This window comes from Geobacter benzoatilyticus, from assembly GCF_017338855.1.
Lineage (GTDB): Bacteria > Desulfobacterota > Desulfuromonadia > Geobacterales > Geobacteraceae > Geobacter > Geobacter benzoatilyticus.
Map to the genome: position 1 here is coordinate 2897303 of NZ_CP071382.1, position 15977 is coordinate 2913279.

Annotated in this window: 15 protein-coding genes, 1 tRNA gene and 1 other RNA gene; 13 read left to right on the top strand and 4 right to left on the bottom strand. The window is 52.1% G+C overall.

Features of this window, described 5'->3' with window-relative positions; translation table 11 throughout:
• Positions 1 to 36 precede the first annotated feature (36 nt).
• The 8 genes from JZM60_RS13360 to JZM60_RS13395 all read left to right on the top strand — a co-directional run bounded on the left by JZM60_RS13360 (position 37) and on the right by JZM60_RS13395 (position 10243).
• Complete coding sequence (locus JZM60_RS13360; protein WP_207162925.1) at positions 37 to 2028, top strand: methyl-accepting chemotaxis protein; 1992 nt, start codon at positions 37 to 39, stop codon at positions 2026 to 2028.
• A gap of 279 nt (positions 2029 to 2307) precedes the next feature.
• Positions 2308 to 3111, top strand: coding sequence for a 3-methyl-2-oxobutanoate hydroxymethyltransferase (gene panB / locus JZM60_RS13365; protein ID WP_207162926.1), 804 nt, complete (start codon positions 2308 to 2310; stop codon positions 3109 to 3111).
• A gap of 1 nt (position 3112) precedes the next feature.
• Positions 3113 to 3964, top strand: coding sequence for a pantoate--beta-alanine ligase (gene panC / locus JZM60_RS13370; RefSeq protein WP_207162927.1), 852 nt, complete (start codon positions 3113 to 3115; stop codon positions 3962 to 3964).
• 72 nt (positions 3965 to 4036) lie between these two features.
• On the top strand, positions 4037 to 5695 hold the full coding sequence (panP, locus tag JZM60_RS13375) for a pyridoxal-dependent aspartate 1-decarboxylase PanP (RefSeq protein ID WP_207162928.1): 1659 nt from the start codon (positions 4037 to 4039) through the stop codon (positions 5693 to 5695).
• Between the two features lie 73 nt (positions 5696 to 5768).
• Positions 5769 to 7022, top strand: coding sequence for an amidohydrolase family protein (locus JZM60_RS13380; protein ID WP_207162929.1), 1254 nt, complete (start codon positions 5769 to 5771; stop codon positions 7020 to 7022).
• 94 nt (positions 7023 to 7116) lie between these two features.
• Positions 7117 to 7578 (top strand): SsrA-binding protein SmpB, encoded by a 462-nt coding sequence (gene smpB, locus JZM60_RS13385; RefSeq protein WP_207162930.1) that lies wholly within the window; start codon positions 7117 to 7119, stop codon positions 7576 to 7578.
• A gap of 10 nt (positions 7579 to 7588) precedes the next feature.
• Positions 7589 to 7944, top strand: a transfer-messenger RNA (tmRNA) gene (gene ssrA, locus JZM60_RS13390).
• 223 nt (positions 7945 to 8167) lie between these two features.
• The gene (locus tag JZM60_RS13395) at positions 8168 to 10243 is read left to right on the top strand and encodes a choice-of-anchor Q domain-containing protein (protein ID WP_207162931.1); all 2076 of its coding nucleotides are present in this window, start codon (positions 8168 to 8170) and stop codon (positions 10241 to 10243) included.
• Positions 10244 to 10403: 160 nt separating this feature from the next.
• On the opposite strand, the gene JZM60_RS13400 is transcribed toward JZM60_RS13395, so the two are convergent.
• A tRNA-Arg gene (locus JZM60_RS13400) sits at positions 10404 to 10480 on the bottom strand.
• Positions 10481 to 10603: 123 nt separating this feature from the next.
• On the opposite strand from JZM60_RS13400, the gene JZM60_RS13405 reads away from it, so the two are divergent.
• Entirely contained in the window at positions 10604 to 11047 is a 444-nt protein-coding gene (locus JZM60_RS13405; RefSeq protein ID WP_207162932.1) for a hypothetical protein, read from the top strand.
• Between the two features lie 61 nt (positions 11048 to 11108).
• Positions 11109 to 11336 carry a hypothetical protein gene (locus JZM60_RS13410; protein ID WP_207162933.1) on the top strand — a complete coding sequence of 76 codons (228 nt, stop codon included), beginning with the start codon at positions 11109 to 11111 and terminating at the stop codon, positions 11334 to 11336.
• A 151-nt stretch (positions 11337 to 11487) separates the two neighbouring features.
• Here JZM60_RS13410 and JZM60_RS13415 read toward each other — a convergent pair whose 3' ends face one another.
• Positions 11488 to 12063 carry an OmpH/Skp family outer membrane protein gene (locus tag JZM60_RS13415; protein ID WP_207162934.1) on the bottom strand — a complete coding sequence of 192 codons (576 nt, stop codon included), beginning with the start codon at positions 12061 to 12063 and terminating at the stop codon, positions 11488 to 11490.
• Positions 12064 to 12371: 308 nt separating this feature from the next.
• Between JZM60_RS13415 and JZM60_RS13420 the strand changes: the two genes are divergently transcribed.
• A complete protein-coding gene (locus tag JZM60_RS13420) occupies positions 12372 to 13877 on the top strand; it encodes a TolC family protein (RefSeq protein ID WP_207162935.1) in 1506 nt (501 codons plus the stop codon).
• A 6-nt stretch (positions 13878 to 13883) separates the two neighbouring features.
• Here the strand turns inward: JZM60_RS13420 and JZM60_RS13425 are convergent, their stop codons facing one another.
• On the bottom strand, positions 13884 to 14288 hold the full coding sequence (locus tag JZM60_RS13425; protein WP_207162936.1) for a CoA-binding protein: 405 nt from the start codon (positions 14286 to 14288) through the stop codon (positions 13884 to 13886).
• A gap of 39 nt (positions 14289 to 14327) precedes the next feature.
• Complete coding sequence (locus JZM60_RS13430; RefSeq protein ID WP_207162937.1) at positions 14328 to 14693, bottom strand: hypothetical protein; 366 nt, start codon at positions 14691 to 14693, stop codon at positions 14328 to 14330.
• 154 nt (positions 14694 to 14847) lie between these two features.
• Here JZM60_RS13430 and queD point away from each other — a divergent pair, with 154 nt between their 5' ends.
• Positions 14848 to 15216 (top strand): 6-carboxytetrahydropterin synthase QueD, encoded by a 369-nt coding sequence (gene queD, locus JZM60_RS13435; RefSeq protein WP_207162938.1) that lies wholly within the window; start codon positions 14848 to 14850, stop codon positions 15214 to 15216.
• The gene (locus JZM60_RS13440) at positions 15209 to 15961 is read left to right on the top strand and encodes a 7-carboxy-7-deazaguanine synthase QueE (protein ID WP_207162939.1); all 753 of its coding nucleotides are present in this window, start codon (positions 15209 to 15211) and stop codon (positions 15959 to 15961) included. Before queD ends, JZM60_RS13440 begins: the two co-directional genes overlap by 8 nt.
• The last annotated feature ends 16 nt before the right edge of the window (positions 15962 to 15977 follow it).

A 15977-nucleotide genomic window follows, 5' to 3' on the forward strand; every position in this document is an offset into this window, starting at 1 on the left:
CTTTTCGGGAACGATTCGCATGGAGGGAAACTGCCTATGAATTCCGGGGCTGTTACGAAGAACAGGAGTTTTCTTTACGGGCTTTTTGGCTGCATTCTGGGGATTAGTGCTCCGATAGGGTGGACTATTATCCGCGTCATATTTTTTGCAGACCACGAACGCTCACTCATGTCCCAGATCTTCGGAGACATAGTCAAATCCTCTTTCAATATTGCGCTGTATACCTACATGGGGGCCGGCACCGCCTGCGTGCTCGCCATTCTGGGCTACTATATCGGCAAGACGAGCGATGAGCTCTATCAGCGGGCATCGGAACTGAATGCCCTTCACAAGGAAGTTGCTTCCCAGAAGGAGATTTTCGAACAGCGCTACAGGGCTCTTGACAGCAATATCAAGAATTTCCATCAGATCAGCAGCAAGATTCAGAAATCCATCGACATCGATGAAGTGCTTAGCCTGTGTGCCGAAGGTCTTCACGATGTTCTTGGTTATGAGCGTGTTTCCATCCTGATGGCTGATAAAGAGAGATCAAACCTCTCGTTTGTGGCGTCGGTAGGTACTCCCAATTTTAACCAGCAGGGAGTTTCCATCCCTCTCGATATCCGCAGCGGGGTAATTTTCAAATCATTTGCCGAACGGCAAATCTACATGATTGACGATATCAGCAATTATCCGGCCGACTTCAGACTTAAACCTCCCTTTGACGCCATCAGGGCGCTTCGCTCCAGAAGCTTCGTTCTCTGCCCCATTATCGTCAAGGGTGAAGCGGTGGGGATATTTGGAATCGACAATCGCGAAACCCGCCGGACTCTTAACGATACGGATGTCGACACAATCAGGCTCTTTGCCGACCAGGCTGCTTCGGCCATTGTGCGGATCAATCTTCTCAATGCCATCGGCACTCTTACTTCCGAACTGGAAACCACTTTCTCGGATTTGCTCAAAAACCGCGATCACTACTCACGTTATGTTATGAACCTTCAAGAAGCGGTTAACTCCGTTGCCGATGGCACTGCACATATAGCGTCGGCAGCGGAAAGCGTGCTTGCTTCTGTTGACGAAACAAGCTCTTCTGTGAGCAATATCTATGTATCCATCGAGCAGGTAACCAAGAATCTGGACTATCTGTCGGAGTCCATCGAGAAATCCGCGTCAGGGATGGAAGAGCTTAACAGCACCATCAAAAATGTCGAGCAGAGCGCTGTCATTTCGCACCAGGTCTCCAGCAAGGTAAAAGAGGAGGCCGACAGGGGAGCCCGGATTATGCAGGAAACAAGCGATTCCCTGTCTGAAATCCAGCGGTCCGTCGACCTCTCCTTTGATGCCATGAAGCGCCTCACGGAAAACAGCGGGCGAATCGAGAGCATTGTGGGTGTCATCAATGACATTACCAAGCGTACCAATCTTTTGGCTCTGAATGCCTCCATTATTGCTGCCCAGGCTGGAGAATACGGCAAAAGCTTCGGCGTTGTGGCGGATGAGATCCGAAACCTGTCGCTCCAGACCGGCCAATCTACCGGCGAAATTACGGCGATTATTGAAGAGATTATGAATGAGTCGCGCAGCGCGGCCCAGAACATCACTTCCTCCAAGGACCTTGTGCAGAAAGGGGTTGAACTGGGTGGCGTCATGGGGCAATCGCTCAAGGTGATTCATGAAAGTTCGGCCCGTTCCCTTGACATGACCCAGGAAATCAAAATCGCCACGGAGGAGCAGGTCCGCAGCGTTCAGCTTGTCACCCATTCGATTGAGAACGTCAGCAGCATGAGCTCACAGATATTCAAGGCGTCAAAGGAGCAGTCCGATGCTGCCATGAGTATTGTCCGTTCCGTCGACGTGATTAAAGAGATGACCCAGGAGATGGTCCGGGCAACCGTCAAGCAGGTGGAGGACGGCAGTGAGATCAAGCAGTCCGTGGAGGCTGTCGGCGAAATGGTAACCAAGATATTCGAAGATATGGAAGTTCGCAGCGGTGAAAGCAGTGCAGTCGTGAGCGAGCTCGAGATGATGAAAAAAATTGCCGGATAGTTTGGTACTGCCACCCATGTATTGACTGGGAGGATAGTCCATTATTGTATGGACATCACCTTTAGTTATGTGGTAAAAATAACCATGTTTTAGTGGATGGCCCGCAACACAGGCGGAGCCGTAATCCTGTCAACACAACCAGATACTGCCTGGATTCGCAAGAACCGGGACGGATGGCAAAAGCCGCAAATGCAGGAAAGGGCTCATTTCTCTTTTCTCTAACCATATGGTGCGCCTCCGGAATTCTGGAGGTGCATTTTTTTGTTTTGAGGTGTTGTCGTGAACAAGAAGAAAACGATTCTGGATATTCAGAAAATGAAGTCGGCCGGGGAGAAAATCACTTTCCTAACCAGCTATGATTACCCCTTCACGAGGATCATGGATGAATGCGGAATTGACGCAATCCTTGTGGGCGATTCCGTTGGCGTGACCTTTAGCGGGTACGACAACACTCTCCCTGTAACAATCGACGAAATGATCTATCACACCCGCGCAGTGGTCCGGGCCCGTCCAAAAGCCCTTGTGGTTACCGACATGCCGTTTCTTTCCTATCAGACCGATTTGCGTGATGCACGTCTTAATGCCGGTCGCCTGGTCAAGGAGGGTGGGGCAGAAGCGGTAAAACTGGAGGGTGGGGCCAACATGGCCGAAACCATTCGCGCCATTGTGGATATGGATGTGCCGGTAATGGCCCATATCGGCCTCACACCCCAGTCGATTCACCGGATGGGAGGCTACAAGGTACAGGGTAAGAAGGACGAGCAGGCACAGCGGCTCATCGAAGATGCCCTTGCGGTGGAACAGGCTGGAGCCTTTTCGGTGGTGCTGGAGGGGATACCGATGAAGCTGGCCGAGCGGATTACCGCTGAGCTTTCCATCCCCACCATAGGCATCGGCGCCGGCCCCTATTGTGACGGGCAAGTGCTGGTAATACACGACATCCTGGGGCTGTGCGAGAAATACTCTCCAAAGTTCGTGAAGCGTTATGCCGATGCAAGCGGCCTCATCGCAGAAGCGGTTTCATCATATATTTCCGAGGTGAAGAAAGGAGAGTTCCCCGACGAGGGGCACTCTTTCAACTGAGATGAGAATTATCAATACCGTTTCCGGGATGCAGGCATTCTCGCGCGATGTCAGGAAATCGGGGAAAACCATTTCTTTGGTGCCAACCATGGGATATCTCCATGAGGGGCACGCTTCCCTGATGGTGGAGGGGAAAAGACGGTCCGACATCCTCGTTGCGAGCATCTTCGTGAACCCTACCCAGTTTGGTCCCACCGAGGACTTCAACGCCTATCCCCGCGACCTGGAGCGGGACCGGAAAGTGGCTGTGTCGGCCGGAGTTGACGTCATCTTTGCGCCAACGGCCTCCGACATGTATCCCCATGGTTACCAGACTTACGTGAATGTGGAGCAGTTGACGCTTCCCCTCTGTGGTGCGAGCCGGCCGGGGCACTTCCAGGGTGTCACCACTGTAGTTGCCAAGCTCTTGAATATCGTCATGCCCCACGTGGCGCTGTTCGGTAAAAAAGATTTCCAGCAGCTTGCGGTCATCCGCCGCATGGCCGCCGACCTGAATATGGACGTGGAAATTCTCGGCATGCCCATTGTGCGGGAAGCGGACGGTCTTGCCATGAGTTCCCGCAACGCCTACCTGGGACCCGAGGAGCGGAAAGACGCCCTTTGCCTCAGCCGTGCCCTGGATGCGGCCCGTGCCATGTACCGGAATGGGGAGCGAAGCGTTCCACTCCTCATGGAGAAGGTCCTCCGTATCATTGGCGAAGTTCCCGGCGCCGTAATCGATTATGCGGATTTTCGCGATGGCGAAACCCTTGAAACACTCGAAACTGCCAATGGGCAAACTCTCATCGCCCTTGCGGTCAAGATTGGAAAGACAAGACTTATCGACAACTGTGTCCTCGGAGAGGAGCAGTAAGCGGACAATTTCCGGGACTCCTATTACGTTGAGTGAGCTTGACTACCGCCAGCTCAAAGGATGGAGCGAAAAATGCCGAAAAATCGTGACGCAGCCCGTGCCAGTCTGGAAAACCTCTACCGGATCTTCACTGTGACTGAAGCGCCGGACTCGACGCTAGGTGCCATCGATCAGGCAATTACCGGCGACGTAGCCGGCTTCTTGCAGACCCATATAGTTGCCATTGAGCGGAGCCTCGAAGAGATCGAAGCGGATTTTTCCTCTTTCGCCGTCCCCGAAGAACCCACCTACGTTTCTGAATATACCGAATTCGTCAAAGAGAACCTCGTTGCTCATTCGGTCCACACCGCTTCACCTGCTTTTGTGGGCCACATGACTTCGGCGCTTCCCTACTTCATGCTGCCGATGGCGCGCCTAATGACCGCCCTCAACCAGAATGTGGTGAAAGTGGAAACATCCAAGGCCTTCACCCCCATGGAGCGCCAGGTGCTGGCCATGCTTCATCATCTGGTATATCGCCGTGAGGATGATTTCTACCCGAAATGGATTCATAACAGCCAGCACGCACTGGGGGCCTTCTGCTCCGGCGGCACAATAGCTAATGTCACGGCGCTATGGGTGGCGCGCAACCGCCTGTTTGCCCCGGAAGGGGAGTTCCGCGGAATTGCTCAGGAAGGGTTGGTCCGTGCCCTGAAACATCGTGGCGCGGACGGGATTGCTGTCCTCGTTTCCGAGCGCGGTCACTACTCTTTGGGCAAGGCTGCCGATCTCCTAGGCATCGGCAGGGATGACCTGATCAAGGTGCAGACCGATGAAAATAACCGCATCGACCTGCAGGCGCTGAGAGAAGAATGCCGGCGGCTCCGGGAGCGGAACGTCATCCCGCTGGCGCTGGTCGGCATCGCTGGCACTACGGAGACCGGAAATATCGATCCGCTGGAGGAAATGGCTGATCTCGCCCAGGAGATCGGTTGCCACTTCCATGTGGATGCAGCCTGGGGAGGGCCGACCCTGTTTTCCGGCCGGCACCGTCACCTGCTCGACGGCATCGAGCGTGCCGATTCGGTTACCATCGACGGGCACAAGCAGCTATATGTACCGATGGGGGCGGGGATGGTCGTATTCAAGGATCCCACGGCCCTGTCGGCAATCGAGCATCATGCCAATTATATTCTGCGCCATGGCTCCAAGGATTTGGGCAGCCATACCCTGGAAGGATCGCGGCCGGGGAAGGCAATGCTGGTTCATGCCGGTTTTTCCATCATCGGCCGCAAAGGGTACGAACTGCTTATCGATACTGGAATTGAGCGGGCGCGCACCTTTGCCGACAAGGTCAGGAACCATCCAGAATTTGAACTGGTAACCGAGCCGGAGCTGAATATCCTCACTTACCGCTACTGTCCGCCGGCTTTGCAGCAGGCCTTGAACGAAATGCCGGCTCAACAGCGTACCGGCATCAATTTGCTTCTGGACCAAGTCTGTCAGTTGCTGCAAAAATATCAGCGGGAAGCGGGGAAAACCTTTGTCTCCCGGACACGGTTCCATGTGGCGCGCCATGATATGGAACTGACCGTGCTGCGTGTCGTTTTGGCCAACCCCTTGACGACCGAAGAGATCCTTGATGCAGTTCTGGCTGAGCAGTGCGAAATCGTACAACGGCCGGAAATTCAAACCTTGCTGCACAAGGCCGAGGAGCTCTGTTCCTGCCTGCCTAAAGCTGCCTCGTGGTAGGGCAATGGAGTTGACATTCTTTTGTGGTAGAGTGTTATGACTGAGTAAAGACCCGATACCGAGAGTACATTCCATGGAACTTTACGCCGCTTCATACATTCTGCCCATATCGTCTCCTCCCATCCCAGGCGGTGCCGTGGCCGTCGAAAACGGCTGTATCGTCGAAACGGGAACTCTTGCCGACCTCCGTTCGCGGTATGCTTGCCCCGTTCATGATTTCCCTGGCTGCGCCATTCTCCCCGGCCTCGTCAACACCCACACTCACCTGGAACTTACCCACTTCCCGTCCTGGAAGATCCGCAAGGGAATTGACTACTCTCCTCGGACTTACGTCGACTGGATTATCCAGGTAATCAAGATACGCCGGGCGCTCTCGCCAAAGGAGCTCGATCTATCGGTCCGGGAGGGGGCGAGGATTTGTCTCGAAGCGGGTACCACCGCCATTGGCGAGATTCTTACCGATCGTTCCCTCATTCCTCTGTATGCTGATTCAGGTCTGACCGGGCGGCTATTCTTCGAGGCCATAGGCCACGACCCGGTTCGCAACTCCCAACTTGTTTCAGAGCTTGATGCTGGTATATCTACCTTTTCGGGAGGAGAGTTTCTCCCGGGCATTTCGCCCCATGCACCCCATACCGTTTCCGAACATCTCCACCAGGAGGTTCAGCGGGTAGCAGATAAGCGGAATGTGCCACGAGTCATCCATCTGGCTGAATCCCGCGAAGAAAGTGATTTTTTCTTCGATTCCTCCGGGAAAATCGCCGAACAGCTCTATCCCCATGTCCGCTGGGAGCAATACCTGCCACCCCAGAGACGCACCACCGCCACCGCCTGGCTTGATGGGCTCGGCGTATTGAATGGTGCCATCAGCGCTGTTCACTGTGTCCATCTCACTCCTGCTGACGCAGAAATTCTGTCGAAGCGCGGTGCCGGGGTGGTCCTCTGTCCCAGAAGCAACGAAAAACTCGCCGTGGGGCGTGCCCCGGTCGCATTGCTGAAGAAACTCGGCATTCCGCTTGCCCTTGGTACCGATTCGCTGGCAAGCAATGACTCTCTCTCTCTTTGGGACGAGATGCGCTATTTCCTCGACATGTTCCCGGATATTTTTCCCCCTTCGGAAGTCCTTTCAATGACGACCATCGGTCCGGCCGGTCAATTGGCCCTCTCCAAAAGCATCGGGTCCCTCGATTCCGGGAAACGAGCCGATCTTCTCGTGGTGAAATTGCCTGCACGACATGGCTCCGGGGAGGGTTTGCATGAAGCGCTCATTCATTCTGGTGAGCTTATCCGTGTGTACCTTGCCGGTCATCCCGTTGTAAGCAGGTAATTATTTTTGTACGCCGCAAATCCCTATTTTCTTGAAAATACGGGTCTTTTTTACTCCTTGCATTAATTTCACCATATCTGCTACTATCATTCTCATGGGAGAAAAGCTGATCTGCAACAACAAGAAAGCGTTTCACGATTACTTCATTGAGGAACGTTTTGAAGCGGGAATGGTCCTGAAGGGGACCGAAGTAAAATCGCTCCGCATGGGAAAGGCGAATCTCAACGACTCCTTCGCCCTGGTTCGTGACGGTGAAATCTTCCTCCATAACCTGCATATCAATCCTTACGATTTCGGCAACCGCCAGAACCACGACCCGGATCGTTTAAGGAAACTTTTGCTCCACAAGAGCGAAATTGAAAAGCTCTTCGGGAAGATTCGCGAAAAGGGATACTCGGTCGTTCCGCTCCGCCTCTACTTCAAAAACGGCCTTGCCAAGGTGGAGTTGGGGCTTGCCAAGGGTAAAAAGCTGTACGACAAGCGCGAGGACATGAAGAAGAAAGACCAGTCGAGGGAGATGGCCCAGGCCCTCAGGGAAAGAAGCAAGAATAACTAAAAGTTTACAAGGGGGTGTACAGGTTTCGACGGGGATAGGAAACTAAAGGTTGCATGCCGAGGTCCGGGCTGGCCTCGTTAAAAAGCCCGGGGCGAATTACACGCCGACAATTACGACTACGCCGTAGCAGCTTAATACCCTGCTACCGATCCGCCGAGCCTCTCCCACGGGTGAAGATGGATCGTTATTTTAGTGGGATAGTCAAGGGGAGTTCCTGCGGCCCCAAGGCGAAACTTTAGCGGGATCGCCTCCCGGAAATCCCTGCCAGGGGAGAGTCGGGCGGCTAAATCAAATCCTGGCATAAGCATGTAGACGCCTTCTGTGTATGATCTTCGGACGCGGGTTCGACTCCCGCCACCTCCACCATTTAAAGAAACTGTAATAGTTTCGGAGCTATAAGCCTTGGCACCTCTAATAAGTTTTTAGAGTCCTGCCAAGGCTTATGTTTTTTGCCTGTGTTAGCGGAGGCGGTCACCAGACCGCCTTTTGTTTTTTGACACTGCCGGGCTATATGGTAATAGGGTGTATTATAGTAAATTCTGAACGAAATCGGATGTGTATTGATTGTGTGCCGCATCTGGAGGCGCCTATGAAAATTATCTTTGGCGTGCTGATGATAACGGTTCCGGTAGCCAGCTTTGCTGTTGAGGTTCTGTTTCCGGGTGCCGGCCTGGCTGCTGTAATCACGGTGAACAATGCTTTGGATTCAAACGGGTCTTCAAACGACGGCAGTTGTTCGCTCCGTGAAGCGATAATTGCGGCTAACAGCGACATGGCTGTCGATGGCTGCGTAGCCGGCAATGGCGATGACACCATCATTATTCCTGTAGGTACTTACTCTCTTACCGTTCCCGGCGTCAACGAGGATGGTGCCCTGAGCGGCGATCTCGATATAACTGGTAACCTGACCTTGTCGGGTGCAGGCTCAGGCAAGACTATTATTGATGCGGGAGGTGTCGACCGGGTGCTTCATGTCGACCCGGCATGTGCCGGCATTGCCGTAAATATCTCGGGGATTACCATACAAAACGGTCAGGCGCCTCAAGTCTCCGATGGTGATTATGACAAGGCCGGCGGGGGCGGCATTCATAGCTGCGGCAATCTGCTGATTTCCGATGCGGTTGTCGGCAACAACAGTGCGCCTTTTTTTGGTACCGGAGGCGGTATTCTGAGCAAAGGTCTTCTAATCGCCAAGCGTGTTACCGTTAACAACAACACGTCGTTTAGGGGGGGCGGCATTGGCAATACCGGGACAATGTCACTTGCGGGCAGCATGGTGAAGGGTAACGCCGCTACAGGGTCAATTGGTTCCGGTGGAGGAATCCTGAACTCCGGTGATGCAGTCCTGGTAAACGTAACGGCAGACAGCAATACCGCTCCGGTTGGCGGCGGCATATACAACAGCGGAGTTAACGGCTTGCTGCTCATCAACAGCACGGTCGGCAACAACAGCGCCACATTGAGCATCGGGGCAGGCATTTATAATGAGTCGTCGACAGAGATAGTCAATAGCACCATTAGCGGCAACACCGCTGCGACAAGCGGCGGGGGGATTGCCAATAAAGGGATCATGTCCCTTGCCAATGTGACCATTGCCAATAACGCGGCAGCAACGGCCGGAGGTGCCATTTTTATCTATAATCAGGGGCTCATGGACATCGAGAACTCGCTGATGGCCGGTAATATGGCTGGAGGGCTGACCAACAGCTGCTCTGTACCGCCATCCAGCATTACGAGCTACGGTTATAACCTGACGGATGATGCCAACACGTGCGGTTTGAACGCTACTGGCGATATATCCGGTGTAAATGCCCTTTTGGGCCTTCTCCAGGACAATGGCGGCAGCACCCGCACCCATGCTCTGACGGCAGGCAGCCCGGCGGTGGATGCGGGTAACCCGGCGGGATGTAAGGCCGAGGGAGGGACAAGAAATTTACTGAATGACCAACGCTCATTCCTGAGACCTTCCGATGGCAACGGGGACGGAACCGCCATCTGCGATATCGGTGCTTTCGAATTTGGGGCGATGGTCGGGCCCGGAAGCGATCTCCGCATCCAGAATCTGGATTTTCCGGACCCCGTGGCAGTGGACGGAACGCTCACATACACCATATTGGTTACTAACGATGGCCCGGAGATGGCGGAGGGAATTGTTGTCACCACAAATCTGCCCTCCGGTGTTGAGTGGTTGTCTACCTCCACCAACACCGGAATCTGTTTGGGGACGGGCACTGTCGAATGCTTTGTAGGCAATCTTTTCGCAGCTGATGCAGCAGTTATAACGATTCAGGTACGAACTGCCTCGGCAGCACAACTATTATCCACCGCTACGGTATTAAGCGATACTCCCGATCCTTCATTGGGTAACAACAGTGCTGTTGCGTCTACATGGAGCGGTTTTCCTGTTCGGCGGGTTCAAGGTGCCATCACTGCCGGAACATACACCACGATTCAGTCCGCATTTGACGCTGCCGTTGCCGGAGATATCATTCAATCCACAATGACGGCTTTTAGCGAAAGTCCAATTTGGGATTCAGGTATCCCGGTAACTTTAAAGGGTGGGTATGATGCGGCATTTTACTGTCAGACCGGCTATTCAATTATTTCAGGGACGTTGACTCTGAAAAGGGGGGCCATCACAGTCGACCATCTGATACTGAAATAGGTTGTCCGATTATTGGTAATGCGGTCAAAGTACAAAAAAATCAGATGGTTGCAGCAAGATTCCAGGCTCGCTGGATGGTCATTATTTCTGATGCATTGCATAGCTGTCACTTCGGGATAAACTTGCACAATAATGAGTTGAAGTTGTTGATGGGAAATTGTGGCACGCCCGGAGAGATTCGAACTCCCGACCCCCAGGTTCGAAGCCTGGTGCTCTATCCGGTTGAGCTACGGGCGCAAGCGCAAAAAGAAGCCCCCGTGACGGGGGCAAAAATGGAGAAAGTGCTTTCTCTGCCTGGATTACTTATCGGTGAGCCTTACAACAACTTGAGGATTAATTCTTGAGGGAAGGAGGACGGTCATGAAATTTACGAAACTTACCTGCTTGTGCTGTGCGTTGGCGTTAGTGGGGGGAATGGCGGTAACTTGCCTCGACGCGAGCGCAACCGAAGTGGTGTCTTTGTCCGATACCAGTGTAAATCCGAAAGAGATGCCTCTATTGAATGGAGAGACCTGGCAGGCCATGACTTCCGGTGAAAAGGTAGCCTTCGTCTGGGGCATCGGCCATGTCGTAACGATGGAACGCGAAGTTGAGGAGAAACGGCCGGAATTGAAAAAGGCGGGGCTAGCCTCAAAGATGGCAGAGGGGTTGGCCGGAATGCCCATGAAAGAGGTTGTTTTCATGGTCGACAAGTACTATACGGACAATTCCGGCTCACTTTCAGACCCTGTTATGAAAGTCATTTGGGACAGAATTGTCAAGCCGAGAATAAAGGCCGGATTTTATGAAGAAACCAGGGAGTAGGAAGGTAATAATTCAGGCATCGCCAGAAATTTGATAGGCGTTGGTAGAAAGGAGATGTCTTATGAAACTAAAAAAATTCATCGCTATAGCAGCATTGGTTTCGGTGACGGCAGGTTGCGCGGGGATGTCGCAAACCGAGCAGCGGACATTGAGCGGAGGCGCCATTGGTGCTGCCGGCGGGGCTCTGATTACCGGGATAGCCGGGGGGAGTGCCGCGGTTGGTGCTACTCTCGGCGGCGCAGCCGGTGCTCTTACAGGCTATATTCTGGGTGAATCGAAGAGGAAATAAAGATATCCTTCATAAATTCATCTTACGCTGTGGAGTGAAATAGTTCTGGTGGTTCGGGGCGCCTGATTTGGGCGCCCCTTGATTTTGTCCTCGTTACTTCATGATGCATTCAATGACTCGGAGCATAAAAACAGATCCGCTTTATTGAGGCTTAACGGATGTCTTTCATTATATCTTCAGTCACATCCTGAACATCCACCATGCTGCCAAGGTAGAGCAGATCCCGCTTCGGTACGATGGCGGCAAAGCCATGGGTTTTACCGTAATTTTCCGCAGCATTCTGGATAGACTTGAGAATTGACTCGGTAAATTCCCCCTCCATTTTCCGCATCTCTTTTTCTGCGTCTTGAACGTACTTCTGAAATTCCGTTACTTGTTTCTCCAGCGACTTTATCTTTGCCTGTCGTTGTTGCGGAGAGAGTGTTGGAAGTTGTGATTCAATATTGCGTTTCGTGTTTTCCAGCGATTTTTGCCGGTTTTTAATCTGGGAACGATATTTCTCGTTTTTCCCCTTCATTTTGGCTGTTGCCGCTTTGCCGGCGGCAGACTCGCCGGCTATCTTCGCAATATCGACATAGCCTATTTTTACTTGCGTTTGAGATGGTGCTGCTGCAATGGCTACCGGGGGGGCCGGAGTTGCTTGCGGTTCAGTTTTGGCCGGTTCTTCAGCAGCCGCGGGAAGGGAGAAAAAACAGACGATAAGAGCAAGGATGGCTAATTGTTTCATGGAGAACCTCTGAGTCATCGATGGATTAACAACCAGCTGATAAGATAACCGGATTGATCAGGTCAGGCAAACAAAACCGTAAGTTGCAGTTATTTTGTATGTTTACGGTGTGTTGTCCGGAGTTAGTCATATAATCTTTGCCTTGACAGGGGCGTTGTTTTAGTGAAGATAGTCCGAGGCATAATGTTCATGGGGAGAATAAAACTTTTCAACGTTTTCCGGGGCACTCCGTTAATCCAGGTGAAACTCTGCTTTTGCGGAAGAAGTGGCACCCCCACTTCAGCGGCCCTTTAAGGAGGAATTTAGTAATGAAATTGATGTGTGCTGCCGTGTGCCTCTGTTTTGCAGCGGTGCCCGCTTTAGCTGCGGAGGGCCGGACATCCTTGACACTGGCTGAGGCTGTCAGAAGTGCCGTGGAAAAGAATCTGGACGTCAGGGCTGAGCTTTACAACCCGGCCATGGCCCAGGCCGATATTCGTAAAAACGAAGGTATCTATGACACTACTCTTAAGCTCGATACCGATTTCAACTACTCTGTGACCGAGCCGTCGAGCCAGTTCACTACAGGTTCACCTACAAATCGCATCAGGACCTTTACCCTGAACCCAGGCGCGACCCAGTTGGTTCCCACAGGCGGCACCGTGGGAATAACGTTCAACAATTCATATAATCACAACAATTTCAGATCAGCCACATCTCTCAATGAATACTGGGAATCGGATGTGACATTGAATCTTATCCAGCCGTTACTGAAAAATTTCGGCAGGGAACCCACTGAACTTGCCATCATGGTGGCGAGAAACAGCAAGGGGGAATCCCTGGAGCGGTTCAGGAGCACCCTGTCCGACACGATTTTGCGGGTGAGAACGGAATACTTCAAGCTTTACAGCCTTCGCCAGGAGTTGGAGGTAAAAATGACCTCGTTGCTACTGGCCCGTAAGATTCTTGATGATACCAAAGCACGGGTTAATGCCGGGGTACTGCCGGCCATGGAGATCCTCAATGCCGAGTTCGGCGTCGCCAGCCGCGAGAAGGATTTGATTGACGCGGAAAAAGCAGTGCAGGATCAGAACGACGTTCTCAGGGTGCTTCTCCAATATCCGGGCAGGGACGAAATTATCCCTGCAGACGTGCCGACAAAAGACCCTTTAACGGTAAATAGTGAAGAGATGGTAAAACTATCCCTGGACAACCGCCCGGAAATCAGAGAGCAGCGTACTGCCCTCAAATCGAGGGAGCTTGAAATGCGGGTGGCCCGCAACAGAACTCTCCCGGACCTGAATCTAAGCGCCAGCGCTGCTCTGACCGGATTGGATCGACAATATAACCGCGATCTTGAGAAGGTGGGATCCACCGATTACCCCGTATGGGGGGTAGGGCTTCATTTCACTTATCCGCTGGGCAACAATGCCGCCGAGAATGAATATATAAAAAGCAAGCTTCGCCTTGAGCAGGCAAGGACACAATTGCACAGCCTTGAAGTCAATGTGGAGAACGATGTAAAGGCGGCAATCCGTGGGGTGGAGTCGGGCTATAAGCAGCTTGAGGTTACCGATCGGGGGAGGGCGTTTGCCGAGGAGCGGCTGCGGTCGTTCATCAAGAAGAATGAGGTGGGTCTTGCCACCACAAAGGATGTCCTCGACGTGGAAAACGACCTGGCCGAGGCCAAGAGCAATCAGATTAAGGCGCTTGTGGGTTACTCAGATGCGATTACCCAACTCTGGCGAACTACAGGGGAAATCCTTGACAGGACAGGAGTCCACTTGTCGGGCATGGAGGGTGATTCCCTCTATGAGCTTCACGCACGGGACTAAAAGCACTCAGTGATCGCTATAACTTAGAACGACAAGGATGCAGCTTCCGTCGGCAATGACATTGACTCCGTTTTTGAGGCAAGCGTCAACGGCAGTATCGCTTTCAGCCCCCGGCTGCATCCAGATGTTTTTTATTCCCTTCCTTACCGCCAGCTCAACTACCTGTTCGGTCACTTTGGGAGGTGTGATGACTGAGATGCTTTCCACATCATCGGGCAGATCCATAACGCTTTGAACGCACGGCGTTCCTTCTATTTCCGGTTCCTTTGGGTTGACCGGAATTGCCCGCAGGCTCTTCTGCTGGTAAACGCGCAGAACCTTGTTACCGTATTTATGCCGGTCTGTCGAAGCGCCGACAACGCCAAAAGCTTTTGACTGGAAAAACAGGTCAATTTGTTCTTTGGTATTCATGGTACCCCCTATTTGAAGCGACTCAGTAAAGAGTATCCGTCATTTCAGATGCTTTGCAACTAGCATCTCGATAAGTTCTCCGATCGTTGTCCGTTTCTGCGCCGCGGCTATCTTCAATTTGAGATGGAGATCCTCGCGAATGTTTGCGGTAAGACGCACATCCCCCTCGGGCACCTGACCGGATGTTGGCCGAACCTGCTCGGTTCCCTTCTTTTTGCTGCGAGATTTTTGATTCGTCTTGCCGGTTCCGGGTTTTACCCTTGGGTTTGCATCCATGGGTTCACGTTTTGCCGCTGTTCGGGGTGTCTTTTTAGTGGTGGTTTTCTTTGGTAATGAAGGCTCGTCCTCTATCTTTTTTGGAGTTTCAAAGAGGGGCATTTGTCCCTCTAACGCTTCGTTGCCCATAATCACCTCCCATTAATCTAATTAATGGTGAATTTAATCATATATACTTACCTAAGTAAACACAAAGGTATCGGCATTAGGGAGTTTTTGCAATTTCAAAAAGTGCATGTTACTATTTCATCGTTTCACGAAACCACCACGAGGATAACAGCCAATGTACAAATTAGCGATTCACACTTCTTTTGCTGCAGCCCATTGCCTCATAAACTACCAGGGCGACTGCGAGAACCTGCATGGGCACAACTGGAAGGTTGAAGTTAACGTCACGGCCCAGGAGCTTGACAAGGCAGGTCTCGGAATCGACTTCAAAATCCTCAAGCAGGAAACTAATTCAATTCTGCGCACCCTCGATCATAAATACCTCAATGAATTAGCCCCATTCAAAGATCTCTCCCCGTCTTCCGAGAATATTTCCCGCCATCTTTACAATGAGCTTTCCAAACGGCTCAATGACGGCAATGTCAAGGTTGAAAGTATCACGGTTTGGGAGTCTGACAACGCTGCCGCAACCTATTATGAGTAAGCCAACCGCAGAACTTGCTGAAGTTTTCTCGTCGGTCCAGGGCGAAGGGCTGCTGATAGGGCAACGACAGGTATTTATCCGTTTTCGCGGGTGTAACCTTGCCTGTGAATATTGCGACACGCCCAACGCGTTCACAGATGAGCCCGGTATTCTTGAGCAAACTCCGGGACGGCGCGATTTTGTTCCGACTCCCAATCCAGTGACACTTGAGCGACTTATTTCGCTTATCGATGGGTGGTTGCGGGGATGGCCTGGCGTCCACCATTCAATCAGCATAACAGGGGGGGAACCGCTCTTGAGCCAAGCAACCCTCCTGACCTGGCTTCCCGAACTTAGAAAGCTCCTTCCCATTTACCTGGAAACTAACGGAACTCTGCATACAGCACTTAAGCCCCTGATAAAGGATATCGACATTATAGGAATGGATATAAAGATACCCTCCACTTCGGGATGCACCAACCTATGGGATGATCACCGAAAGTTCCTTGAGATTGCCGCGCATAAAGAGCTTTTTGTTAAGGTGATAGTGGGGGCTGAGACGCAGGATTGGGAGATTATCCGCTCCAGTGAACTCATTTCATCAGTAAACAGAAATATCCCCTTGATTTTCCAGCCAGTCACAAGCATTAAAGGAAAAGTTGAAGTAAATCCTGTTAGGGTATTGGAATTGCAAGAAATTGCTTGCCGACATCTTGCAGAAGTCCGGGTAATTCCCCAGACCCATAAATTTATGGCTCAATTATAGAGGTTGACGAGAGCGA